This is a genomic window from Streptomyces tauricus, assembly GCF_014650955.1.
GTDB classification, from domain to species: domain Bacteria; phylum Actinomycetota; class Actinomycetes; order Streptomycetales; family Streptomycetaceae; genus Streptomyces; species Streptomyces tauricus.
In genome coordinates, this window is sequence record NZ_BMVY01000027.1 from 55351 (window position 1) to 79072 (window position 23722).

A 23722-nucleotide genomic window follows, 5' to 3' on the forward strand; every position below is an offset into this window, starting at 1 on the left:
GGCCCGGAGCGACGGGGCGCGCGCCGCAGGGTCAACGGCCGCGACCGTAACCGCCGCCTCCGTGGCCACCGCCGCCTCCTCCGTAGCCGCCGCCGGACCCGCCGTCGTACCAGCAGTAGTAGCCGTAGCAGGTCCAGCCGGAGGCGGAGGCCGTGGGCCGCGGGGTCGGGGGCGGGGTCGCCTCGGAGGGGGTGGGCTTCGGCTCGGGAGACGGTGAGGCGGTGCGACCGGCCGTCGGCTCGACGGCCGGTGTCGGGACCGGCCCCTTCGTGTCGCCGTCCGTGTACGAGGTGATCCACTCCATCTGCAGCGAGTCCACCGAGGGGTCGATCTCCCAGCGCTGGGCCGGGCCGTCGTCACGTGACGTGAGGACCAGCCCCGTCGCGTCGTCCCTTGGGACGGGGGCCAGGGTGAGCGCCGGCTGCCCGAGTGGCACGAGGTTTCCCTCCGGGGTGAAGTCGTAGCGGGCGCCCGCCCGGTTCCTGTCGCCGTCGCAGTCCCCCAGGCGGACCGAGGAGGGGAGCCGGGAGTCGAGGCACAGGTCCTTGTCCGCCAGGCTCCGCAGCAGCCCGTCGCTCTCGTACGACCACTGCTGCCGCTCCGAGGCGGTACAGGTGGCGAGGACGACCTCCGCGCCCGCACGGACCTTGCCGTCGGCGATACCGGCGCAGTCGCCGCTGCCCTGGTTGCGCAGCCGTCCGCTGAGCCTGCCGGGTCCCGCGTCCCCGGCGCCGATCCGGGTCGGAACCTCGCTCGGCTCCGCCGCCGAGGTCCCGGCACCCGAGGAACGTGCGGGCTCGTCCCCGCCCCCGGCCCACAGGACCAGCGGCACGAGAACGCATGCGCTGACGACGAGCACGGCCAGGGCAAGGCCTCGCCGCCGCCACGGCAAGCGCCAACCGACGCCGGCGTGCTCGCGCGCCGCCAGCCGCAGGGCATGCCGGGGGCCGAGACGCCGGCCCGCGCCCAGGTACGAGCCGACACCCAGGTGAGCCCCGCTACCGGCCCCCACCGGCACGGTCCCCGCACCCGGTTGCGGACCTGCGCCCCCCACCCGGAAGCCGCCCGCCGAACGTGCTTCGGCCTCCCACCTGGGACTCACACCCCAGACGGAGTCGGGATCGGTGTCCAGTTCGGCGGCGAGGTCGGTACCGGCACCGGGACCGCGCCCGGAGCCGGGGCCAGGGCTGCTCCCTGAGCCGAGCCCGGGGGCGGAGCCGGAGCGGGGGGCAGGGGCGGGGGCGGGGATCGAACGGGGCTCGCCGCCCGGGCCGTACCCGGCACCCACCTGCGGGCCGGACCCGCGGTACGAACCCTCGCCCGACCCGGGACCGGACCCCGAACCCCCACCGAAAGCGGGGCCGGGGCCTGGCCCGGACCGGGAGCCAGGGATCGAACCGGGCTCACGGCCCGGGCCACGCCCGGCACCCACCTGCGGGCCGGGCCCGCGGTACGAACCCTCGCTCGGCCCGGCGCCGATTCCCGGACCTCCGCCGGAACCAGGGGTGGAACGGGGCTCGCCGCCCAGGCCGCGCCCGGCACCCGCCTGCGTGCCAGCCCCACGACAGGAACCCGCCCTCGGCCCGGGACCGGATCCCGAACCACCGCCGGAGCCGGAAACGGAAACGGAACCGAAGCCGGAGCCGGAGCCTGGGCCGGGGATTGAACCGGGCTCGCCGCCCGGGCCGCGCCCAGCGCCCGTCTGCGGGCCGGACCCCCGGTACGCACCCGCCCTCGGCCCGGGACCGGACCCCGAACCCCCACCGAAAGCGGGGCCGGGGCCTCGGCCAGGACCCGCGCCGTGGCCGAGATCTCGGCCGGGACCGGGACCTTGGCCGGGACCGGGAGCGTGGCCGGGACCGGGACCGGGACCGGGAGCGTGGCCCTGGCCTGGGCCGGGCCCGGAACCAGCCCCGGCGCCGAAGCTCTCCCCCGGCGTCGAGGCCGACTCCCATCCCGCCCCAGCCCCTGTGCCCGCAGCGGCATCCGGCCCCCGATACGAACCCCCGGTCGAGTAGGAGTCGGCCCCCGGGTGGTGGTCGGTGGGCGAGGTGGGGAGGGGGGCCGAGGTCGTGGTGAGTACGGGGCCCGCCGTTGTCTCCTCGCCTCCGGGGCGGCGGGCGGGTCTGGAGGCGAGATAGGGGTGGGCCGCCCAGCCCAGTACCCCCTCGGCCAGCAGGACGGCCAGTCGGTCTCCCGACTGGTCCAGCTGCTCGGCCGAGTACGGGCAGTGCTCGCAGTCGGTCATGTGGTGTCGCAGGTCGGGGTCGACGCTGTTGCCGCCCCGCCGGAGCGAGACGTCCAGGAGGCGGCTGTAGCGGCGGCACTCGTCGTCGGGAGCGAGTTCGCGATGCGCTTCGAGGCAGTACTGGCGCAGCAGTTCCCGTGCGCGCTCCAGCGCCTGGGAGGCGTCCGCGACGGTGAGGCCGAGCAGCCGGGCCGGTACGGCGAGTTCCTCGGCCTCGACCTCGGCGTGCCACAGAACGCAGCGGGCGGCCTCGGGCAGCCGCTGGAACGCCAGCGACACCAGCCGCCGGTCATTCGGCGGAAGCAGCCGACCCGCCGCCGAATCACCGTCGTCCGGAGCGGACCGCAACTCGGGACACAGCATCCCCCGGCGTTTGTCCGCGCCCCATTCACCCGCTGTTCGGCGCACGGCGACGAGCAACTCCGGCCGCCATGCCGCTCGGGGCCCGACCTGTCGGACGGATTCCCCGAAGAGGCGGGTGAATGCGGCGGTGGCGAGCATTCCGGCGTACTGCACACCGTTTGTGCACAGACGCGCGTACGAGAAGACGGGCGCCCAGTGCCGGCCCAGCAGTTCCCCGGCGGGATAGCGGGCGGGCGTCCTGCCCGACCCCTTCCTCAGCTCTGCCGCGAGCCGCGCGTCGGTCGTGGCGAACAGGCTGCCGATCGCGGGGGAATTCAGCGGGGTCGCGTCGTTCACGTGCACGTTCCTCCAGAGCCCCGAGCAGAATTAGTCCATACCAACGGGTACGGAAATCGTTGTCTGCACGCCGACAAGCTGCACCTTGGCACAGCGAACCCTCAGGCAACAAGAGAACGTTCTCAATTCCCTTCACCCGCACGCGATTTGTCAGAGACAAACTGTCAACAGGGGTCCGGGGCAATGAAATTCGATTGCGCGTGGAGACTGCCATTCCGTTGGAATATGCGTGCCGGAAGCGAGCAGAAGGACTGGGCGGCGACACTCGCACCCCCACCCACCTCGGCGCTCCGTCGTCTGATTCGATTGCACCGGAGCACCGAACGACCGGACGACCGAACAACCGCATGGCAGCACGACCGAATCACCGAACGAAACCGACAACCACTTTCCTAGGACGAACCCTGAGCTCGACAGTCGCGACCGCCCTTTCCGCACTTCTCCTGGTCGCGGTACTGGCCGGCGCCGTGATCCGGCCGTTCGGGCTGCCGGAGGCCACCGTGGCCGTCCCGGCCGCCGCACTGGTGATGGCCACCGGCGCCATCTCCCTCGACCACGCGCGGGCCGAGGCGGAACTGCTCGGCCCGGTCGTCGGCTTTCTCGCCGCGGTGCTCGTGCTCGCCAAGCTCTGCGACGACGAAGGACTCTTCCGGGCCTGCGGCGCCTGGCTGGCCCGTACGTCGAAGGGGCGGCCGCAACGCCTGCTGGCCGCCAACTTCCTCCTCGCGTCGGTCATCACGGCCGTACTCAGCCTGGACGCCACGGTCGTCCTGCTCACCCCGGTGGTGTTCGCCACCGTGGCCCGCCTCGGCGCCCGGCCGGGGCCCCATGTGTACGCGTGCGCCCATCTGTCGAACACCGCGTCGCTGCTGCTGCCCGTCTCCAACCTCACCAACCTGCTCGCGTTCACGGCCAGCGGACTGAGCTTCACCCGCTTCGCCCTGCTGATGGGCCCCGCGTGGGCGGTCGCCATCGCCGCCGAGTACCTGGTCTTCCGGCGTTTCTTCGCCGCCGAGCTGACCGAACCGAGCGACCCGGACGGGGGCTCACGGAAGGCGGCCGAGCACGATCCCGTGGACATGCCCGTGTTCGCGCTGGTCACGGTCGCCTGCACCCTCGCGGGCTTCGTCGTGACGTCCGCGGTCGGGATCGAACCGGCGTGGGCGGCCCTCGCGGGAGCCCTCGTCCTGGCCGGCCGCGCGCTGGCCCGTGGGCGCACCACCCCGCTCGCCGTCGTGCGGGCGACCTCGCTGCCCTTCCTCGCCTTCGTCCTGGCCCTGGGCATCGTGGTGCGCGCCGTGGTGGACAACGGCCTCTCGGACGCGCTCGGTCACCTGGTCCCCGACTCGTCCGGCCTGCTCGCGCTGTTCGGCATCGCGGTCCTCGCCGCCGTGCTGGCGAACCTCATCAACAACCTGCCCGCGGTCCTGGTCCTGCTGCCGCTGGCCGCGACGGCGGGCCCCGGACCGATCCTCGCCGTGCTGCTCGGGGTGAACATCGGCCCGAACCTCACGTACGCCGGTTCGCTGGCGACCCTGCTGTGGCGGCGGATCGTCCACCAGCACGATCACAGCGTGGATCTCGGTGAGTTCACCCGCCTCGGCCTGCTCACCGTGCCCGCCACCCTGATCCCGGCCGTGGTGGCTCTCTGGCTCTCACTGCGGGTGTTCGGGATCTGAGGCCCTTGTTCGGGATCCGAGGTCCCTTTTTCGGAGCGTGGGCGCAGGCGTTCGATGCCTGAGCGCAAGCGTTCGGGGCCTCAGTCACACGTGAGGGCGAGGTCATGCGAAGGGCATTGACGCTGTGACATGGCCATGCAATGCTCCCGTTTTGGGAGCGCTCCCACACTTCTGTCGTCCACGCCGGACGCCATCCATGGACCCCATTCCAGGCACCGGGAGACGCTCCATGCTCATGTTCCCTCACGTGCACCGCCGCCGTCCCACGAACCGTCGGACCCCGAGCGCCGGGACCGCAAGCGCCGGAAGACGCGGGGCGGCCGGACTGCTGACCGCTGTCCTGCTGACCGGCGGTCTAGCCCTCGCGCCCGGCGCGGCCGGAGCGCCGTCCGCCGCCGCCGATCCCGCCGCGGCCACCACGCCCGTACGGGTCAACCAGGCGGGCTACCTGCCGGACGGACCCAAGCGTGCCACGGTCGTCACCACGGCCACCGAGCCGCTGAACTGGCAGCTGCGCAGCGCGTCGGGCGCCACCGCCGCCTCGGGCCGGACCGTCGTACGCGGCGTGGACGCGGCCTCGGGTGAGGCGACCCACGTGGCGGACTTCTCCTTGTTCCGCAAGACGGGAGCGGGTTTCGTCCTGGTGGTCGACGGCTGGAGCAGCGCGCCCTTCGACATCCGCGCGGACCTCTACGACGGTCTGCGCTCCGACGCGCTGGCCTTCTTCTACCACCAGCGCAGCGGCACCCCGATCGAGGCCTCCCTGGTGGGCCCCGCGTACGCACGGCCGGCCGGGCATCTCGGGGTCGCCCCCAACCAGGGCGACACGAACGTCCCGTGCCAGGCCGGGGTGTGCGACCACACCCAGGACGTACGGGGCGGCTGGTACGACGCGGGCGACCACGGCAAGTACGTCGTCAACGGCGGGATCTCCGTCTGGACGCTCGTCGACTCCTTCGCGCGGGCCAAGAGGGCGGGCACCGCGTCCGCGCTGGGCGACTCGACCCAGCGGATCCCCGAGCGCGGCAACGGCGTACCGGACGTCCTGGACGAGGCCCGCTGGGAGCTCGACTTCCTGATGCGGATGCAGGTGCCCGAGGGCAAGCCCTATGCGGGGATGGCCTTCCACAAGATCCATGACGCGGCCTGGACGGGCATCCCGACCCGGCCCGAACTGGATCCCCAGCCGCGTGAGTTGCACCGTCCGTCCACCGCGGCCACGCTCAACCTCGCCGCGACGGCCGCCCAGTGCGCGCGGGTCTTCAGGCCGTACGACGCCGCGTACGCGAAGCGGTGTCTGAGTGTGGCGCGCACGGCGTGGACCGCGGCGAAGGCCAACCCCGAGCTGTACGCGCCGGATTCGGACAGCACGGGTGGCGGCCCCTACAACGACACCCAGGTCACCGACGACTTCTACTGGGCGGCGACCGAGCTGTACGCGGCGACGGGTGAGCGTGCCTACCGGGACGCGGTCACGTCCTCGCCCTGGCACACCTCGGCGGACGCGCTCACCCCGACCGGCTTCAACTGGGCCGACACCGCGGCCCTCGGCCGGCTGACCCTGGCGACCGTGCCGAACGGGCTGCCCGCCTCCGACATCAGGCGCGTACGGGCGTCCGTGACCGCCGCCGCCGACGGGCACCTCGCCACGATGGCGGGGCAGGGTTACGCGGTGCCCATCCCCGCGAACGGATATGTCTGGGGCTCCAACAGCCAGGTCACCAACAACGCGATCGTCATGGCCACCGCCTACGGGCTGACCGGGCAGCAGCGGTACCGGGCCGGGGTGCTGGAGTCGATGGACTACCTGCTGGGCCGTAACACCCTGGATCTCTCCTACGTGACGGGCTACGGCGACACGTACGCCAAGAACCAGCACCACCGGTTCTGGGCCCATCAGTACGACGCCTCACTGCCGAACCCGCCGGCCGGCTCCCTCGCGGGCGGCCCCAACAGCGGTCTGCAGGACCCGGTGGCGCAGGAGCACCTGACCGGATGCGCCCCCGCGGCCTGCTACATCGACGACATCGGCTCGTACTCCACCAACGAGGTGACCATCAACTGGAACGCCCCGCTGGCCTGGCTCGCGGCCTTCACCGCCGAACGCCCCCGCGGCTAGGGCGCGTCGTCAGCGCCGGAGCCCCGCGCGGTACGCACCGGGCGGGGCTCCGTAGCGCTGCCGGAAGACCCGGCTGAAGTGGAACGGGCTGGTGAAGCCGGCGGCCACCGCCACCCGTTCCACCGGCAGGTCGGTGGCTTCGAGGAGCCGCGCCGCGTGCAGCAGCCGGGCGGCGAGCAGTGCCCGCATCGGTGACCGGCCGAGCTGCTGGGTGAAGAGATGGGCGAAGCGGGAGGGGGAGAGCGACACTCCGGCGGCCAATGTGTCGACCGTGTGCGGCGCTGCCGGATCGGCGGCGATACGTGCCTCCGCCCGGCGGATCCGTACGTCGACCCCCGGCCGGCCGGCTTCCCCGCCTGCGGTCGCGGTCGCGGTGGCGGTCGTGAGCAGGACGATCGACTCCAGGGAGCAGAGGGCGAGTTCGCGGGCGGCGGCGCCATGGGCGACGGCGACCCGGCCGGTCCGGGGCCCTCCGCGTTCCCCAGGCTCTCCGGGCTCGTCGGGGTCCGGGGCCGGCGGGGCGCCCTCCCCCGTCCACCGCGCGTCGGCGAGCATCCGCCGGAACGTCTGCTCCAGCCGGTCCCGCACAGCGGCCGGTACCGGCGTGACGGCGTACAGCCGGTCACCGAGCAGGTGGGGTCGCAGCCGGTCCGTCCAGGCCGGGCGGGCCTGGCAGTGGGCCCACCAGAACGTCCACCGCCGGGCGCCCGGCGCGACGGCGTAGCGGTGGGGCACACCGGGGCCGAGGACGACCAGGTCGCCCGCGCCCGACAGGCTCTCGGCGGCTCCCTGGGACAGCCGTCCCGCGCCGCCCGTGGTCCAGGTGAACAGCCAGCTGTCGGCGCCGCCCGGCCGGTTGACGCTGTAGCCGGGGCGTTGATCGAAGCGGCCGACGGTCACCAGGCCCGGCGGCGGGGACGGCGCGGCAGCCTCGGGCAACTCGTCAGCACGCACAGGCATCCTCCGGGAAAGCGCTTGTCCCTAGCGTGGGGCATACCGGGCACGGAGCGAAGGGGTGGTCGCATGGCAGTCACGGACAGGGGTCTCGTTCGGCACTTCGAGGAGGACGGCTTCGCGTTGGCGCGCGGGTTGTTCGCCCCGGCGGAGATCGACGCGCTGTGCGCCGAATTCACCGCGCTGCACGCGGCCGGGCCGGTCCCGGGGCACTTCCAGCCCCGCGCGACCGGCTCGGCCGGGGCGACCGGAGGGGCCCAAGCGGCCGGGGTCGCCTCGGCCGTCGACCCGCTGGACGTCTACCCGCGGATCATGCAGCCGCATCGCATCAACGACCTGGCCCGCCGCTTCCTCCTCGACCCCCGGCTGCGCTCGGTGCTCCAACTCCTGCTCGGTGAGGAGGTGTTGGCGGCCCAGAGCATGTTCTACTTCAAGCCCCCGGGCGCCCGGGGGCAGGCCCTGCACCAGGACAACTTCTATCTGCGGACCGAGCCGGGCACATGCGTGGCCGCCTGGATCGCCTGCGACGCGATCGACCGGGTGAACGGCGGTCTGGAGGTCGTCCCGGGCACCCACCGCATGGAGGTGTTCTGTCCCGAGGAGGCCGACGAGGGGCTGTCGTTCGCCCGCGAGTACGTTCCGCCGCCGCCCGGCCTGTCCGCCGTGCCGGTGGACATGGAACCGGGCGACGTCCTCTTCTTCAACGGCAGCCTGGTGCACGGCTCCCCGCCCAACCGCAGTACCGACCGTTTCCGCCGCTCGTTCATCGGCCACTACGTCGGCCGCTCCACGGAACGCATCGGCCGCTACTACCCCACCCTGGCCATGAGCGGGGATCCCGTCCCGCTGCCGGAGAGCGAGGGCGCGGGCCCGTGCGGTACCGAGTTCGCCCCGGCGGGGCCGCATTGAGAGAGGGGGCGGGGGTCAGGACCGCAGCAACTCCGCGGCGCCCAGGTCGAGTACACCGTCGTGCCAGGTCAGCCCGCGCAGATCGCGTACGACGACCTGGGCTCCGGTGTCCAGGCCGCGCGGCCCGACGCCGATGACGTACGCGCCGGCCGCCTTCCCCGCTTCGGCGCCCGCGGCGGCGTCCTCCAGGACGACGGTCCGCGCCGGGTCCGCGCCGAGCCGCGCCGCCGCCGCGAGGTAACCGTCGGGGGCGGGCTTGCCCTGGGTGACGTCGTCCGCGGTGATGAGCACGGGCGGCAGGGGAAGGCCCGCGGCGGCGAGGCGGGCGCGGGCCAGCCCGGTGACCCCGGAGGTCACGACGGCCCAGCTGCCGTCGGGCAGGCTCGTCAGGAGGTCGAGGGCGCCGGGCAGCGCGGTCGTGGTGGCCGCCGCCTCGATCTCCAGGCGGTCGATCTCGGCGAGGGCGGCGGGCCGTTCCGCCGGGTCGGTCACCAGGAGGGCGACGGTGTCGGCGGAGCGCCGTCCGTGCACCATCGCCGTGACCCGCTCGGCGGACAGGCCGCGGGCCCGGGCCCACCGGCTCCACGCCTGGTCGACGCCGAGGTCGGAGTCGACCAGCACGCCGTCGTTGTCGAAGAGGAGGCCCTCGCAGGGGATCTTCATGTCGGGATGCCGGGCCTTTCAGAGGACGGGACGGTTGCGGTAGCGGCCGACGAGTTCACGGGCCGCCACCTGCATACGGGCGGGCGGCAACCCCCGGGCCAGCAGGGTCAGGTCGTCGACGACCATGTCGCCGATGCTCAGGAAGGCCTCCGGGATGCCGCCCGCGCGGTGGGCGGAGAGGACCAGGCCCTCCAGGTCGCGGGCCTGGTCGTCGGCGGCGACGGGTTCGTCGGGCCAGACGTCGATCCCCGCGAGGAGGCGGCCCTCGGCGACCCGGGCGAGCAGTGCGGGGAAGTCCACGACGGGGGCCCGGCTCACCAGGATCAGCCGGGCGCCGTCGGGCAGGAGTGCCAGTTCGCGTTCGCCGAGCAGATGGCGGCTGTCGTCGGTGACGGTGGCGAGTACGAAGACGAACGTGCTGCGGGCCAGGGTCTCGTCGAGGGAGGCCGGCACCAGGCCCTGTTCGCGCAAGGCTGCGGGCGGCAGCCAGGGGTCGTACACGCGCAGAGTCGGGCGGAAGGGCGCGAGGAGCGGGTGGAGGCTGCGGCCGAGGTTGCCGAATCCGATCAGGCCGACGTCCGCGCCGCGCAGCAGTACGGAGTCGGCGGTGCCGTCGGACACGTACCGCTCCCGGCCGGCACGGAAGGCGCGGTCCTCGCGGCTGATGCCGCGTGCCAGGTCGAGGGCGAGCCCGAGGGCGTACTCGGCGACGGCCTGGGCGTAGGCGGGTCCGCAGCCCAGGACGTGGATGCCGCGCCGGAAGCACTCGTCGTAGTCGACGTTCGGGAAGAAGTTGCCCTCCACGTTGAGCAGGGCCCTCAACTCCCCCGCGCGGGCCAGTCGTTCGGCGGGCAGGTCGGGCTGGCCGACGACCGCGAAGGCGTCCGGCAGCGCCCGGTCGAAGGCCTCCTCGGTGTCCGGCTCGACGACGGTGAAGCGGTCGTGAAGGCGGGTCAGCGTGTCCGGCCTGAAGATGCGTTCCCCCGGGTGCGGGTCGGGGCGCAGGATCACGAGCGGCTTGTGCGGGGTGCTCACGGCTCTCCTTGCATCCGTCACGGTCCTCCTTGCCTCCGTACGCACGGTAGCCCGCCGCCGTCGGTGCGGCAGCACGGCCGGTCGCTACCCGCGCTCAGGCCTCGGGAACCTCCCGCAGCGAGTCGGGCAGTACGTCGCGGAGCTGACCGCGGGCCGTGACGCCCAGCTTGGGGAAGATCCGGTAGAGGTGGAAGCCGACCGTGCGGGGCGACAGGAAGATGCGCTCGCCGATCTCCCGGTTGGTGAGGCCCGCCGCGGCGAGCCGGGCGATCTGCAGTTGCTGCGAGGTCAGTTCGGACAGGTCCGACTCCTGGCCGGGGGTGGAGGTGGCGTTGACGCCCGCCGCCCGCAGTTCCGCGAGGGCGCGGTCCGTCCACGGCCGGGCGTCGAGGTTCTCGAAGACCTCCAGGGCGGCGGAGAGCAGGGGCCGGGCCTCGGTGGCGCGTCGGCGGCGGCGCAGCCATTCCGCGTAGTCGAGCCGGGTCTGGGCGCGCTCGAAGGGCCACTGGTCGCCCGTCGGACGGGCGAGCGACCGCTGGAAGTGCCGTTCGGCGTCGTCCGGTTCGGCCAGCAGGGCGTGGGCCCGGTCGACGAGCGCCGCGAGGCGCGGGGACACCTCTCCCCCGGCGTGCCGTCGTCCGGCCGCGTCGAGGACCGCGCGTGCCTCCTCGGCCCGCCCGGTGCGTACGGCGACCGCCGCGAGGTCGGCGAGGTGGTAGTCGGAGGCGTGGAAGTGCAGGGGTTCGCCGTCCTGGGTGAAGACGGCACGGAACCGGTCGTACGCCGCCGCGTGATCGCCCTCGGCCTGCGCCGCCGCGCCCAGCGCGTACAGGGCGCGTACCTGAAGGCTGCGGCAGGTGGGCAGGTCCACGCCGTGGACGGCGCGCTGGACCGCCGTGCGCGCCGCCTCCGAGTCGCCGCGCAGGGCGAGCAGGGTGGCGCCGAGGAGGGGTGAGCCCACGGCCACGTTCTCCAGGCCTCCCTCGGCCGCCGTGCGGTACGCCTCGTCGAGGGAGGCGCGGGCTGCCGTCCACGCGCCGTTCTCGTACTGGGCGAGCGCGAGGGCCTGGGCCACGGTGGCGTTGGCTCCGCCGGTCGGCGATCGGCGCAGGTGTTCCAGGGCGGCGCCCAGGAGCCGGACGGCCTCGCCGGTCTCGTCGAGCACCCAGGCCGCCGCGCCCCAGGTGATGAGCTGGGAGAGGGGCCGGTCCCGTACGGGTCCGCTCTCGTCGTCGGCCGCCGGACCGTCCCGGTCGGTGCCGTCCCGGTGGGCGTGGAGCAGGGCGAGGGCCCGGGCCCGGTGGCGCAGCGGGTCCGTGCCCGCCAGGATCCACAGGCGGTCGGTGTCGTCCTCCTGCTCCGGGACGCGCTCGGCGATGCGCAGGATCTTCTCGCGGTGCGCGGCTTCCCCGGAGTTGTACGCCGGTGTGGTGGCCGTCGCCAGGGCGTCGAGGGCGAGGACGGGGTTCGTGTCGGCCGCGGCGTCCGCGAGGGGCAGCAGATAGCCGAGCGAGCCCTCGAACTGGGTGGTGACCGCGAGCGCCCAGCCCGCGCGGAGCGAGGCCTCGGCGAGCACGGCGGGGTCCTCGGTGAGCGCGGTGACCCGGGCGGTGATCTCGGCGACCCAGCGGGGGTGTCCTGCGTACATCGCCATGGTCGCGGCGCGGACCAGGCGGCGGGCCCGGTCGGCGGGGTCGGGGCTGAGCTGGGCCGCGCGTTCCAGTGCGGTGGCGGCGGCCGCGTAGCCGCCGCGGCGCCGGGCCCGGCCCGCGCCGGCCTCCAGTTCCTCGGCGACGCCCTCGTCCACGCCGTCGACGGCGGCGGCGCGGTGCCAGGCGCGGCGGTCCGGGTCACCGGTGAAGACCTCGGCGAGGGACAGATGGGCCGCGTGCCGCTGCGCGTAGGTCGCCGACTGGTAGACGGCCGAGCGGATCAGCGGGTGCCGGAAGCGGAGGTGGCCGTCGTCGATGCGGATCAGTCCGGCTCGCTCGGCGGGGTGCCAGTCGGCGGGGGTGGTGTCGGGGGCGGCGGCCGACAGGATGAGGGGCAGCTCGGCGGTCTCCGCGGCGGCGGCCAGCAGGAGCAGCTGCCGGGTGGCGGGCGGCAGCGCGGGCAGGTCCTGGGCGAAGATCGCCTCCAGGCGGTCGGTGAGGGGCAGCGAGTCCCGGGCGGCACGGGGGTCGCGGGCCACCGACCTGGCCAGCTCGACCAGGGCCAGGGGCACCCCGGCGGCCTCGTCGAGGATGCGGGAGCGGGTCCGGCCCGCCGGAGCCTCGGGCTGGAGGTCGAGGAGGCGTCCTGCGGCAGCCGGGTCCAGCGGGTCGACGCTCAGCAGCGGGAACTCACGGGCGAACTGCGCGGGTACGGCGGTGTCACGGGCCGCCACCAGCATCGCGACGGGTTCGCCCTCCAGGCGCCGGGCCACGAAGGCGAGGGTGTCGAGGGTGCCCACGTCGAGCCAGTGGGCGTCGTCCACGACCAGGAGCACCGGGCCGCGCGCCGCGAGGTCGGAGAGGAGCGTGAGCGCGCCGAGGGAGGTCAGCAGCGGATTCTGGGCGCTGTCCTGTTCCTCGCCCTCGTCCAGCCCGAACACGCCCAGCAGGGCGGTCCGTTGCCGGGCGGGAAGCTCTCGCGCGAGGTCCAGGACCGGGCGCAGCAACTGGTGGAGCCCGGCGAAGGGCAGCCCCGACTCGACCTCGCAGCCCGTGCAGCGCAGCACCCGTACGCCGGCTGCGCGGGCGGTCCGGCAGGCCTCGTCCAGGAGGACGCTCTTGCCCGAGCCCGGGGCGCCGGTGACCACCAGCACACCGGTTCCGGGGAGTTCCGTCGTCGGGTCCGCCGAGGACAGTCCCTGCACGAGCCCGGTCAGCAGAGCCAGTTCGCGGTCCCTCCCGACGATCCAGGCGCCGTCGTCCGTCCCCGCCGCGTGCTCCACCCGTTTCCTTCCGCTGCTTCCCGACGACCGGCCCACCGATCCCCGACCCGTGACCTTCACCCCTCCGAAGGAAATGCCCGATGGTCACACCATATGCACGATTATCACTCACGGAACCTCCCCGATGGCACGGGGTGCCTTGTGACGGGCCGACCCCGTCGCGCGGGCAGCCATCAGCTCGTAGGGGATGCCCAGCCGCCGGGACTCCGTGCGCTGCTCGGCGAGCAGTTCCGTGGAGGCCGCCCCGCAGAAGGACCCGGCCGGTCCGCGCCCTCACCGCCCGCATGCGGTACCGGTACGGCACCCACACCCAACCGCCGACCCGCACCCCTCCCACCCAGGGGCGCGGGGAACTGCGCACCTCACCCGCACCGGGCGCGGCCCGCGGCCGAGGCAGCCCACCGGCGGTCCGCGCCGCCCGCGAGTCAAGCCAACTTGACGCGCAACTTTTCGCACGCTTTGATCCAGACGTGCCGAGCCCCCCAGCCCGGCACCCAGAGGTGCGCCCAGCCGGTGGACGAGCTCCGCAGTCCGGCCACAGTCGCCAGGACCGTCACGGAGTCCGAGGCGGGGTCGTACTCGCGATCGATGGAGCGGACATGCCCGCCAAGCGTGGCCCCCGCACGGGATTTCTCAGGGCCGTCGGCGCCCTGGTCGCCGTCGCGGCCCTGGCCTCCTGTACCTCGGACGGGGACGGCACGACCCCCGACGAAAGCACGGACAGCACGAGGTCGAGCTCCGAGGCCGTACGACTGCCCCCCGTGCCCGACGGTTTCGACTACCAGATCGGCGGTGCCTACACCCCGCCGGCCGGCGTCCGGATCGTCGCCCGCGACCGCACCGCCGACCCCGCGCGCGGTCTCTACAACATCTGTTACGTCAACGCCTTCCAGGCCCAGCCCGACGAACAGGACGACTGGCCCGACGACCTGCTGCTGCGGGACGAGGACGGCGAGGTCGTCATCGACGCCGACTGGGACGAGGCGCTGCTCGACATCGGCACCCCCGCCAAGCGCGAGCGGGTCGCGGCCCGGGTCGACGAGTGGATCGACGGCTGCGCGGACAAGGGCTTCGACGCCGTCGAGCCGGACAACTACGACAGCTACACCCGTTCGCGCGGGCTGCTGAACGCCGACGACGCCGTGTCCTTCATCAAGCTGCTCTCGCGACGCGCGCACGCGCGGGGGCTGGCCATCGCCCAGAAGAACACCGTGGAACTGGCGGACCGCCGCTCCCGTGCCGGGCTCGACTTCGCGGTCGTGGAGGAGTGCGGCGCGTACGACGAGTGCGGTGAGTACGCCGACGCCTTCGACGACCGGGTCGTCGTGGTGGAGTACACCGACAAGGGCCTGCAGAAGGCCCGTTCGGGCTTCGGCGACCGGTTGAGCATCGTGAGACGGGACGTTCAGGTGTCGACGCCCGACAGCGACGACTACGTCCGCAGGACCCGCTGACCGGCCGGCCCGGCCCCGCCCTCGACCTCGGCCCCGGCGGGTAACCACCCCCCTCAGCCCTCCAGCAGATCCAGCGCCCGCTCCCAGTGGAACCCGCGCTGCTCCGGGCCGCCGAAGGCGTGCTCCCCGAAGCGGACCCCCATCCCGCGCAGCCTCTCCAGGCTGTCCCGGTACGCGGGGTGGGCGGTCAACGCCTCGCTCACACAGGACAGTACGGAGATCGGCACGCCCATCCCGTACGCCTCGCAGAGCGTGCCGAGGGCGAGCGTGTCGGAGACGCCGGCCGCCCACTTGTTGACGGTGTTGAAGGTCGCGGGCGCCACGGTGACGGCGTCCGGGTCGGGGAACGGGCGCGGGTCGCCGGGTGAGCGCCAGGCGGACCTGACCGGCCTGCCCGTCCGCGTCTCGACCGCCGCGGTGTCGAAGAAGCCGGTGGCGAGGGGTGTCGCGATGACACCGACCTCCCAGTTCCGCGCCTGCGCCGAGGTGATCAACTCGCCGATGCCGTCGGCGACTCCGGCGGCGCAGACGACGACGTAGAGGAAGGGCTTCCGAGCCTGTTCGGTCACCCGGGAACCCTACTCAACCGGGAACGACCGCCCCCGCTCGGCGTCCGGCCGCGGGCCGAGGATCCGGCGCTCCTTCTCCTCGATCGGTACGTCGTTGATGCTGGCCTCGCGCCGGGTCATCAGGCCGTGCTCGTCGAACTCCCAGAGTTCGTTGCCGTACGACCGCCACCACTGGCCGTCGCTGTCACGGCACTCGTACTGGAAGCGGACGGCGATGCGGTTGCCGTCGAAGGCCCAGAGGTCCTTGCGCAGCGCGTACTCCTCCTCGCGCCGCCACTTCGCGGTGAGCAGTTCGACGATCTCGTCGCGTCCGGTGACGAAGGTGTCGCGGTTGCGCCAGACCGAGTCCCGCGAGTAGGCGAGTGAGACCTTCAGCGGGTCACGGGTGTTCCAGGCGTCCTCGGCCGCCTGGACCTTCAGGGCGGCGGTCTCACGGGTGAAGGGCGGCAGGGGCGGGCGGTCGGTGTCGGTCATACGGGTCCTCTCGGATCGATGGCGGGCTTGCCGATGACGGCCTGAGAACGTGCGTTCTCCGGAGTGGCTGCTAACGTAGAGAACGATGGTTCTCACGTCAAGACAGCAAGGAGTGAGCCGGTACATGGACAGCGCGGTCGCCAGGGAGCAGGCCCTGGACGCGGCGGAGACCCTGTTCTACGGGCGCGGCATACAGTCCGTCGGCATGGACGACATCCGCGGCGCCTCCGGGGTCTCCCTCAAGCGGCTCTACCAGCTGTTCCCCGCCAAGGAACACCTGGTGGTGGCCTACCTGGAGCGGCGCGACCTCCGCTGGCGGGGGCGGCTCGCCGAGTACACGGACAGCCACGAGGACGCGCGGCAGCGGGTTCTCGCGGTCTTCGACTGGCTGGGCGAGTGGTTCCGCGAGCCCGACTTCCGCGGCTGCGCCTGGATCAACTCGTACGGGGAGCTGGGCGCCGTGTCGGAGCCGGTGGCCGAGCAGGTCCGCGCCCACAAGCGGGCCTTCCGCAAGTACCTGGAGGGCCTGGTGGACGACGCCGGGCTGCCCGCCGAACTGGCGGGCCAGCTGCATCTGCTGGCAGAGGGCGCCATGGTGACCGCCGCCGTCGAACGGAGCGCGGAACCCGCCGCGCGTGCCGGGCGGGCGGCCCGCATGCTGGTCGAGGCGTACAGCCCGTCCGACGCGAACGGCGCGCCGGCCGGCCATTGACTGACGCCCCACCCGGGTTGCAGACTCCAATTGAAGATTCAATGGACGATTGTTCACCAGACGAACGCGGGCGTTCCGTCGCGGAGCGCCTCGCGCGCGTCTCCCGACGGGAAGAGCCGCGCATGACCCTCCATCGTGACCTGCTGATCGGCGGCAAGGACCAGCCCGCGGTCTCCGGCCGCACCGCCGAGGACGTGAACCCCTACAGTTCGCAGGTGTACGCCACGGTCGCCGCGGCCGGCGTCGAGGACGTCACCCGGGCCGTGGACGCCGCCGACGCCGCGTTCGAGGGGTGGGCCGCGCTCGGTCCGGCGCAGCGGCGCAAGATCTTCCTCACCGCGGCCGACCTCCTGGAGGCCCGCACCGAGGACGCTGTACGGATCATGGCGGGCGAGGTCGGCGGCACCCGGCCGTGGGCCATGTTCAACGTCGGTCTCGCCGCGAACATCCTCCGCGAGGCCGCCGCCGCGGTGACCGCGCCGCGCGGAGAGGTCCTGAGCGCCCAGGAGGAGGGCGCGCTGGGTCTCGCCGTCCGCGAACCCGTCGGCGTCGTGGCCGCCTTCTCGCCGTGGAACGCCCCGGTCATCCTCGGGGTACGGGCCGTCGCCGCGCCGCTCGCCGCGGGCAACACCGTGGTGATGAAGCCGAGCGAGGACGCGCCGATCGCGTGCGGTCTGTTCGTCGCGGACATCCTGCGCGAGGCGGGCCTGCCCGACGGCGTCCTGAACGTGATCACGAACGCCCCCGAGGACGCGGCCGCCGTCGCCGAGGCCCTGATCGCCGACGAACGCGTACGGGCCGTCAACTTCACCGGCTCCACGAACGTCGGCCGGATCATCGGCGTGCACGCGGCCCGGCATCTGAAGCCCGCCGTCCTCGAACTCGGCGGCAAGAACTCGGTGATCGTGCTGGCGGACGCCGACGTCGACTACGCGGTCGACGCGGCCGTCTTCTCCGTCTTCATGAACTCCGGCCAGATCTGCATGTCCGCCGACCGGATCCTCGTGCACGAGAGCCTGGCCGAGGAGTTCACGGCCAAGTTCACCGCGAAGACCGAGTCGCTGCCGTCCGGCGACCCGGCCGATCCGCACACCGTGGTGGGCCCGCTCGTCACCCCGGACGCCGCCCGCCGGGTCGCGGCCCTCGTGGAGGACGCCGTCGCCAAGGGCGCGACCGTCCTCACCGGCGGAGCCGCCCCCGAGGGTGCCGTGCATCAGGCGACCGTCCTGACCGACCTTCCGGAGGACACCGAGCTGTACCGCGGGGAGGCCTTCGGCCCGCTGGCCGTGATCAGCACGTTCGCCACGGACGACGAGGCGATCTCCTTCGCCAACTCCACGGAGCACGGGCTGACCTGCGGGATCATCACCGAGAACGGCACCCATGGGCTCCGGGTCGCCCGCCGGATCCGTACCGGCATCGTGCATGTCAACGACCAGTCGGTCGCCGACGAACCGAACGCGCCCTTCGGCGGGTTCAAGGGGAGCGGGTACGGGCGCTTCGGCGGACGCTGGGGCATCGAGGCGTTCAGCAACACCCGCTGGGTGACGCTGGCGACGCAGCAGGCGCACTTCCCGTTCTAGGCCGTGTCCCGGGATCCGGGCGGCGCACCCGCGTCGAACGTGGGGTCCGGGTGACTCGTACGGCTGTACTCGGGCAGGTGTGAGGGTGAAACGTCTCGTGCGGGATGAAAAAGGCGAGGCGAGCGTGTTGAAATCCGAGTCGGCAGGAGCCGGCAGGAGCCTGCACGAGTCGTACACGACGACGATCGATGGGATGGATGTCATGCCTCTTGAGGGTGAGTACGAGCCCAGTCCCACCCAGTGGGTGCGCGATCAGGTGGAGCTGTACGAGCGCTCCGGCGGTACCGAGGGAACGACCCTGATGGATACGGGACGCCCCGTCATCGTGCTGACCACCCGGGGCGCGAAGAGCGGGAAGATCCGCAAGACGCCGCTCATGCGGGTCGAGCACGAGGGGCGCTACGCCGCCGTCGCCTCGCTGGGCGGCGCGCCCAAGCACCCCGTCTGGTACCACAACGTGGTCAGCGACCCGCATGTGGAACTCCAGGACGGGCCGACGCGCCAGGACATGACGGCGCGTGAGGTGACCGGCGAGGAGAAGGCCCAGTGGTGGGAGCGTGCGGTCGCCGCCTACCCGGACTACGCCGACTACCAGAAGAAGACCGAGCGTGAGATCCCGGTCTTCGTCCTGGAGCCGGCCACCGAAGGCTGACCCGCTCGAAAAAAAATGTGCATGACCCGGTGAACGTCGGGCACCCGACGTTCAGGTCCCGCCGCGCTCCCCCGTCGCGGCGGGGCCATTTTCCTGTGCGGCCGCGCGCCGCGCCAGGCGGGCGTCCGTCACGTCGAGGAAGATCTGGTCGACCTCCGGGACCAGGTTGGAGACCGACTGCTTGATCCGCACGGCGACGAGTTCGACCTCCTCGCTGTCCAGACCGGGCGTCAGGTCGACACGGGCGGCCACCAGCGTCGAGTCGGGGCCGAGCTGCATGGTCAGCAGGGACTCCACGGAATCGATCTCGGGCTGCGCCTCCAGCAGGGCACGGATGCGGCGGCTCGACTCCTCGTCGGTGGCCTGGCCGATCAGCTGGTCGCGCGCGTCACGGCCCAGCCGGTACGCCACGTAGACCAGCAGTCCGCCGATGGCGATGGAGGCCGAGGCCTCGTAGACGACCTGCCCGGTCACCATGTGCAGGGCCATACCGGCGATCGCGAAGAGGACACCCAGGACGGCGGTGCCGTCCTCGGCGATGACGGTACGCAGCGCCGGGTCACGGACCTCGGTGGAGAAACCGCCCTGCTTGCGCACCTGGTGGAGCGCCCGCAGCAGGGACCCTCCCTCGGCGAGGAGCGCCACGACCAGGACCACCAGCCCCGCCACATATCCGCTGTGGGACTCGGAGCCCTCGCTGCCCAGCGCCTCGAAGCCCTGGAAGAAGGAGAAGCAGCCGCCCATCAGGAAAATGCCCACGGCGGCCAGCAGTGACCAGAAGAAGCGTTCCTTTCCGTACCCGAAGGGGTGACGGTTGTCGGCGGGGCGTCGGCTGCGGCGCAGGGCGGCCAGCAGGAAGACCTCGTTCAGGCTGTCGGCCACCGAGTGCGCGGCCTCCGACAGCAGGGCGGGCGATCCGGCGAAGAGGCCGCCCACGGCCTTGGCCACGGCGATCACGAGGTTGGCGGCCAGCGCCACCAGCACGGTGACGCGGGTGCGGCGGTCCGAGGGAGAGGAAGGCTTACGGTTCACCTCCGCCGAATGCCCCACTCGCCCTGCCTCACACGAGGTGACGGCTGTTTTCGGGGAACCCCTACGGAGGCCGACGTACCGGAGGAAGGGACCGCATGAGCGACACCGAGGGCAACAGCGCGTACGGGAAGAAGTCCTTCAAGCGCTCGAAGAGCCACTTCTCGGACCGGGTGACGGCCGACGGGCGCGACGGCTGGCCGGTCGCGGCCGGACGCTACCGTCTGGTAGTCAGCCGGGCCTGCCCCTGGGCGAGCCGCGCGGTGATCTCGCGGCGGCTGCTGGGCCTTGAGGACGCGCTGCCGATGGCGGTCACCGACCCGATCCAGGACGACCGCAGCTGGCGCTTCACGCTGGACCCCGGGGGCCGCGACCCGGTGCTGGGCATCCGCTACCTCGCCGAGGCGTACGAGGCCCGGGAGCCGGGCCATCCCGGCGGCGTCAGCGTGCCGGCCGTGGTGGACGTGGACAGCGGACGCCTGGTGACCAACGACTACCAGCAGCTCACCCTGGACCTCGCCACCGAATGGCGGGACCTGCACCGCGAAGGGGCACCCGACCTCTACCCGGACAGGCTCCGCGACGAGATCGACGAGGTCATGGAAGGGGTGTACGAGGACGTCAACAACGGGGTGTACCGGGCCGGGTTCGCGACCGGCCAGGAGGAGTACGCGGCGGCCTACGAGGGCGTCTTCCACCGGCTGGAGCTGCTGTCGGAGCGGCTCGCCGACCGGCGGTACCTGGTCGGGGACACGATCACCGAGGCGGACATCCGGCTGTTCACGACCCTGGTCCGCTTCGACGCCGTCTACCACGGCCACTTCAAGTGCAACCGCCACAAGCTGACGGAGGACCGGGTGCTGTGGGCGTACGCCCGCGATCTCTACCAGACGCCCGGGTTCGGGGACACCGTCGACTTCGATCACATCAAGCGGCACTACTACCAGGTCCACGAAGGCATCAACCCGACGCGCGTCGTGCCGCTCGGCCCCGACCTGTCCGGCTGGCTGACGTCACACGGTCGCGAGGAGCTGGGCGGGCGCCCGTTCGGCGACGGGAGCCCGCCGGGTCCCGTACGCGGGGGCGAGGAGGTACCGGCGGCGGGCCGGCCCTGACGAGAGCGGGTCCGCGTATTCGCCGCTGAACTGGACACTCGCCAGATGTCCTGGAAAAACACCTACCGAAGGAGAGCCAGGTGCCGAAGAAGAAGAGCCTGCCCGTCGTCTACAAGCCCGTCGGGTTCCTGCTCGGCTGGACGAGCGGAACCCTCGCCGGGCTGGCGTTCCAGAAGGTCTGGAAGATGATCCGCCACGAGGACGACGCACCCGACGCGCTGGACAAGGACCGCGGCTGGGGAGAGGTGCTGTTCGCGGCGGCCGTCCAGGGCGCGATCTTCGCGGTCGTCCGCAGCGCGGCGGACCGCACCGGCGCGAAGGCCATCGAGCGGTCCACCGGCGTGTGGCCCGGCGACGACAAGGGGGGCCGCGACTGACGCTCCTTACCGTCCAGTACGGTGGCCTTCCTACAGGTGGCCGACAGTCAGGGAGCCAGTCGTGACGAACCAGGCAGCGGTGGGCGACACCGTCGAGGACTTCACTCTCCCGGACGAGACGGGCACGCCCCGGCAGCTCTCGGAGCTGCTGGGCGAAGGGCCCGTCGTGCTGTTCTTCTACCCTGCGGCGCTCTCCACGGGCTGCACCGCCGAGGCGTGCCACTTCCGCGACCTGGCCGCCGAGTTCACGGCCGCCGGCGCGCGGCTGGTGGGGATCAGCGGTGACACGGTCGAGCGGCAGCAGGAGTTCACCGAGAAGCACACCCTCGGGTATCCGCTGCTGTCCGACCCGGACGGGACGGTCCGCGAGCTGTTCGGGGTGAAGCGCGGCTTCTCGCTGGCACCCACCAAGCGGGTCACCTTCGTCATCGCCGAGGACCGCAAGGTGCTCGAAGTGGTGCGCAGCGAGATCCGGATGAGCGCGCACGCGGACCGCGCCCTGGCGGCCCTGCGCGCGCACCGCGCCTGAACGTCCCCTGAGGAACGTCCGTTGTTGAACGTCCGCTGTTGAACGTCCGCTGTCGCGGCCGGTGACTCAGCCCTGCTTGGGCGCGGTCGCCGCTTCCATGCGCAGGGTGAACGAGTGACCGGCCGGGTCGGCGTAGCCCCGCTCCTCGAACGGGCCGCCCCCGTCCTTGGTCTCCAGCGCTCGCCCGCCCAGACTGATGACCTTGCGCTCCGCCTCGTCGAGGTCGTCGACGTGGAAGTCCAGGTGGGCCTGGAGCGAGTTCTCGGGACGCGGCCAGCTGGGCGGAGTGGCGTTGACGTCCCGCCGGAACGCCATCCGCATGCCGTCGGCGCCCTTGATCTCCACCCGGTTCGCCGTCGCGTCCGTCTCCTCGCCGTCGAGGAACTCCTTGTAGAACGCGGCGAGTTTCTCGGGTTCCGAGCAGTCCAGAACCACGATGCCTGCCACTACCGGTGCCATATCTCCTCCGTAGACGGACCGAGCGCGAACGGCCGTCCGCCCACTGCTCGTTGACCGGGTACCCCGTCACGTGCAGAACAGTGCCCGCGACCGGTCGCGGGCGGCCCTCAGGGGGCAACCGCACACAATCGGCCTCGGAGGCCGACAAATCGCCGAGGTCACGGAGAGATGTAACGCAGGTCGCGGTGAAGTCGCCGAGGTCGCGGCATAGATCATTTACGATCAGGGCAACCTCGTAGCGCAAATCGAGTCAACTTTCGCCTCAGGAAGCGCAGTTCGAGTCAGCGGGCGGCACTTTCGCACGCCCGCGCGCAGGGGTGGGGGGCCCTGCGAATTGGTCTCAAGAGAGGACGCGAATGCCGCAGGACGTCAGGTTCGACCTCCCCTTCGCCACCCCGGTCAGCGCACATCTCGAATACGCCCAGGCCCGCCATCTGCGCTGGGTGTGGGACAAGGGCCTGGTGCGCAGCAACGCCGGCTTCGAGGAGTACCGGTCCTGGGATCTGCCCCAGGCCGCCGCCCGCACCTATCCCCACGCCTCCGCCGACGACATGGTCGTCCTGATGAACTGGTTCTCACTGGCCTTCCTCTTCGACGACCAGTTCGACTCGGGCAGGCCGGACCGCGCCGACCGCATAGCCGAGGTGGCGCGGGAACTCATCGTCACTCCCCTGCGGCCCGCGGGGATCACCCCCCGGGTGGTCTGCCCCATCACGGTGGCCTGGGCCGAGGTCTGGGCCCATCTTTCGGATGGCATGTCTCTGACATGGCGTACGCGGTTCGCGGCCTCCTGGGGCCGGTTCCTCGTGGCGCACACCGAGGAGGTCGACCTCGCCTCCCGGGGCCTGGCCGGCACGCTCGACCTTCAGGAGTACGCGGCGTTCCGTCGCCGTACCGTGGGCATCCACCACAGCATCGACGCCGGGGAGCGCAGCCGCGGCTTCGAGGTGCCCGCCGAGGTGGAGGCCCATCCGCTGATGGAGCGGATGCGGGATCTCGCCGCCGACACCATCGGCTTCATGAACGACATCCACTCCTTCGAGCGCGAGAAACGCCGGGGCGACGGGCACAACCTCATAGCCGTCCTGCACCGCGAGCGCCGTTGCAGCTGGCAGGAGGCCGCGGACGAGGCGTTCCGGATGACCTCGGACTGCCTCGCCGAGTACCTCGAACTGGAGTCGCAGGTACCGAAGATGTGCGACGAGCTCGGTCTGAACGAGGAGGAGCGTGACAGGGTCCGCATGGGCGTGGAGGCCATCCAGCACTGGATCAACGGCAACTACGAGTGGGCCTTGACCTCGGGCCGCTACGCCGCGGACAAGGAGACCCCCGCGTCCCAGGCGGAACTGGCGGGCAAGGGCTCCCTGGACGACCTCCTGGCCGTCTGACAACGTTTCCCGCGCCCCGTCGGCACCGCCGCGGAAGGACTCTTGCTTCTAGGGGCGCGGGCACCGCGCGACCGGCCGCAGCGCTCCCGCACCCGGCACACCACCCGATACAGGCCGAAGGCCCGCCGCCCGGCGAACGG

20 protein-coding genes are annotated in these 23722 nt (G+C 72.4%); 11 read left to right on the forward strand and 9 right to left on the reverse strand.

Annotated elements, in window-relative coordinates:
- Positions 1-31: 31 nt before the first annotated feature.
- The gene (locus IE278_RS30875; protein WP_189776763.1) at positions 32-2947 is read right to left on the reverse strand and encodes a ricin-type beta-trefoil lectin domain protein; all 2916 of its coding nucleotides are present in this window, start codon (positions 2945-2947) and stop codon (positions 32-34) included.
- 347 nt (positions 2948-3294) lie between these two features.
- Here IE278_RS30875 and IE278_RS30880 point away from each other — a divergent pair, with 347 nt between their 5' ends.
- Both IE278_RS30880 and IE278_RS30885 read left to right on the forward strand, forming a co-directional pair.
- Complete coding sequence (locus IE278_RS30880; protein WP_189776765.1) at positions 3295-4626, forward strand: arsenic transporter; 1332 nt, start codon at positions 3295-3297, stop codon at positions 4624-4626.
- Between the two features lie 229 nt (positions 4627-4855).
- Positions 4856-6745, forward strand: a complete 1890-nt coding sequence (locus IE278_RS30885; protein WP_281403195.1) for a glycoside hydrolase family 9 protein — start codon at positions 4856-4858, stop codon at positions 6743-6745.
- A 9-nt stretch (positions 6746-6754) separates the two neighbouring features.
- Here the strand turns inward: IE278_RS30885 and IE278_RS30890 are convergent, their stop codons facing one another.
- The gene (locus IE278_RS30890; RefSeq protein ID WP_189776768.1) at positions 6755-7705 is read right to left on the reverse strand and encodes a helix-turn-helix domain-containing protein; all 951 of its coding nucleotides are present in this window, start codon (positions 7703-7705) and stop codon (positions 6755-6757) included.
- Positions 7706-7768: 63 nt separating this feature from the next.
- Between IE278_RS30890 and IE278_RS30895 the strand changes: the two genes are divergently transcribed.
- Entirely contained in the window at positions 7769-8608 is an 840-nt protein-coding gene (locus tag IE278_RS30895; protein WP_189776770.1) for a phytanoyl-CoA dioxygenase family protein, read from the forward strand.
- 15 nt (positions 8609-8623) lie between these two features.
- On the opposite strand, the gene IE278_RS30900 is transcribed toward IE278_RS30895, so the two are convergent.
- The 3 genes from IE278_RS30900 to IE278_RS30910 form a co-directional block, all read right to left on the reverse strand.
- Positions 8624-9271: an HAD-IA family hydrolase gene (locus IE278_RS30900; RefSeq protein WP_189776773.1), complete on the reverse strand. Its 648-nt coding sequence runs from the start codon at positions 9269-9271 to the stop codon at positions 8624-8626.
- A gap of 18 nt (positions 9272-9289) precedes the next feature.
- Positions 9290-10306 carry an NAD(P)-dependent oxidoreductase gene (locus IE278_RS30905; protein WP_213089757.1) on the reverse strand — a complete coding sequence of 339 codons (1017 nt, stop codon included), beginning with the start codon at positions 10304-10306 and terminating at the stop codon, positions 9290-9292.
- A gap of 94 nt (positions 10307-10400) precedes the next feature.
- Positions 10401-13241: an ATP-binding protein gene (locus IE278_RS30910; RefSeq protein ID WP_189776778.1), complete on the reverse strand. Its 2841-nt coding sequence runs from the start codon at positions 13239-13241 to the stop codon at positions 10401-10403.
- A gap of 599 nt (positions 13242-13840) precedes the next feature.
- On the opposite strand from IE278_RS30910, the gene IE278_RS30915 reads away from it, so the two are divergent.
- The gene (locus IE278_RS30915; RefSeq protein WP_189776780.1) at positions 13841-14695 is read left to right on the forward strand and encodes an endo alpha-1,4 polygalactosaminidase; all 855 of its coding nucleotides are present in this window, start codon (positions 13841-13843) and stop codon (positions 14693-14695) included.
- 53 nt (positions 14696-14748) lie between these two features.
- Here IE278_RS30915 and IE278_RS30920 read toward each other — a convergent pair whose 3' ends face one another.
- Complete coding sequence (locus IE278_RS30920) at positions 14749-15264, reverse strand: flavoprotein (RefSeq protein ID WP_189776782.1); 516 nt, start codon at positions 15262-15264, stop codon at positions 14749-14751.
- Between the two features lie 9 nt (positions 15265-15273).
- Complete coding sequence (locus IE278_RS30925; protein WP_189776784.1) at positions 15274-15738, reverse strand: nuclear transport factor 2 family protein; 465 nt, start codon at positions 15736-15738, stop codon at positions 15274-15276.
- 124 nt (positions 15739-15862) lie between these two features.
- Between IE278_RS30925 and IE278_RS30930 the strand changes: the two genes are divergently transcribed.
- The 3 genes from IE278_RS30930 (at position 15863) to IE278_RS30940 (ending at position 18685) form a co-directional block, all read left to right on the forward strand.
- Complete coding sequence (locus IE278_RS30930; RefSeq protein ID WP_189776786.1) at positions 15863-16450, forward strand: TetR/AcrR family transcriptional regulator; 588 nt, start codon at positions 15863-15865, stop codon at positions 16448-16450.
- A 122-nt stretch (positions 16451-16572) separates the two neighbouring features.
- Positions 16573-18033, forward strand: coding sequence for an aldehyde dehydrogenase family protein (locus IE278_RS30935; protein ID WP_189776789.1), 1461 nt, complete (start codon positions 16573-16575; stop codon positions 18031-18033).
- A 202-nt stretch (positions 18034-18235) separates the two neighbouring features.
- Complete coding sequence (locus IE278_RS30940; protein WP_189776872.1) at positions 18236-18685, forward strand: nitroreductase family deazaflavin-dependent oxidoreductase; 450 nt, start codon at positions 18236-18238, stop codon at positions 18683-18685.
- Positions 18686-18736: 51 nt separating this feature from the next.
- Here the strand turns inward: IE278_RS30940 and IE278_RS30945 are convergent, their stop codons facing one another.
- Positions 18737-19717, reverse strand: coding sequence for a cation diffusion facilitator family transporter (locus IE278_RS30945; protein WP_246570876.1), 981 nt, complete (start codon positions 19715-19717; stop codon positions 18737-18739).
- Positions 19718-19812: 95 nt separating this feature from the next.
- On the opposite strand from IE278_RS30945, the gene IE278_RS30950 reads away from it, so the two are divergent.
- From IE278_RS30950 to IE278_RS30960, 3 genes are all read left to right on the forward strand, one after another.
- Entirely contained in the window at positions 19813-20829 is a 1017-nt protein-coding gene (locus IE278_RS30950) for a glutathione S-transferase family protein (protein ID WP_189776791.1), read from the forward strand.
- A gap of 80 nt (positions 20830-20909) precedes the next feature.
- Entirely contained in the window at positions 20910-21206 is a 297-nt protein-coding gene (locus IE278_RS30955) for a DUF4235 domain-containing protein (protein ID WP_189776793.1), read from the forward strand.
- 61 nt (positions 21207-21267) lie between these two features.
- Positions 21268-21735 (forward strand): peroxiredoxin, encoded by a 468-nt coding sequence (locus tag IE278_RS30960; RefSeq protein ID WP_189776795.1) that lies wholly within the window; start codon positions 21268-21270, stop codon positions 21733-21735.
- A 66-nt stretch (positions 21736-21801) separates the two neighbouring features.
- On the opposite strand, the gene IE278_RS30965 is transcribed toward IE278_RS30960, so the two are convergent.
- Positions 21802-22194, reverse strand: coding sequence for a VOC family protein (locus tag IE278_RS30965; protein ID WP_189776797.1), 393 nt, complete (start codon positions 22192-22194; stop codon positions 21802-21804).
- A gap of 356 nt (positions 22195-22550) precedes the next feature.
- Here IE278_RS30965 and IE278_RS30970 point away from each other — a divergent pair, with 356 nt between their 5' ends.
- Positions 22551-23582, forward strand: a complete 1032-nt coding sequence (locus IE278_RS30970) for a 7-epi-alpha-eudesmol synthase (protein ID WP_189776799.1) — start codon at positions 22551-22553, stop codon at positions 23580-23582.
- Positions 23583-23722: the final 140 nt, after the last annotated feature.

What these genes read in the sequence shown, in the direction of transcription:
- IE278_RS30880 (WP_189776765.1), top strand. Translation starts at nt 3,295, where the DNA reads ATGGCAGCACGACCGAATCACCGAACGAAACCGACAACCACTTTCCTA.
- IE278_RS30885 (WP_281403195.1), top strand. Translation starts at nt 4,856, where the DNA reads ATGCTCATGTTCCCTCACGTGCACCGCCGCCGTCCCACGAACCGTCGG.
- IE278_RS30890 (WP_189776768.1), bottom strand. Translation starts at nt 7,705, where the DNA reads ATGCCTGTGCGTGCTGACGAGTTGCCCGAGGCTGCCGCGCCGTCCCCG.
- IE278_RS30895 (WP_189776770.1), top strand. Translation starts at nt 7,769, where the DNA reads ATGGCAGTCACGGACAGGGGTCTCGTTCGGCACTTCGAGGAGGACGGC.
- IE278_RS30900 (WP_189776773.1), bottom strand. Translation starts at nt 9,271, where the DNA reads ATGAAGATCCCCTGCGAGGGCCTCCTCTTCGACAACGACGGCGTGCTG.
- IE278_RS30915 (WP_189776780.1), top strand. Translation starts at nt 13,841, where the DNA reads ATGCCCGCCAAGCGTGGCCCCCGCACGGGATTTCTCAGGGCCGTCGGC.
- IE278_RS30925 (WP_189776784.1), bottom strand. Translation starts at nt 15,738, where the DNA reads ATGACCGACACCGACCGCCCGCCCCTGCCGCCCTTCACCCGTGAGACC.
- IE278_RS30930 (WP_189776786.1), top strand. Translation starts at nt 15,863, where the DNA reads ATGGACAGCGCGGTCGCCAGGGAGCAGGCCCTGGACGCGGCGGAGACC.
- IE278_RS30935 (WP_189776789.1), top strand. Translation starts at nt 16,573, where the DNA reads ATGACCCTCCATCGTGACCTGCTGATCGGCGGCAAGGACCAGCCCGCG.
- IE278_RS30940 (WP_189776872.1), top strand. Translation starts at nt 18,236, where the DNA reads ATGCCTCTTGAGGGTGAGTACGAGCCCAGTCCCACCCAGTGGGTGCGC.
- IE278_RS30950 (WP_189776791.1), top strand. Translation starts at nt 19,813, where the DNA reads ATGAGCGACACCGAGGGCAACAGCGCGTACGGGAAGAAGTCCTTCAAG.
- IE278_RS30965 (WP_189776797.1), bottom strand. Translation starts at nt 22,194, where the DNA reads ATGGCACCGGTAGTGGCAGGCATCGTGGTTCTGGACTGCTCGGAACCC.
- IE278_RS30970 (WP_189776799.1), top strand. Translation starts at nt 22,551, where the DNA reads ATGCCGCAGGACGTCAGGTTCGACCTCCCCTTCGCCACCCCGGTCAGC.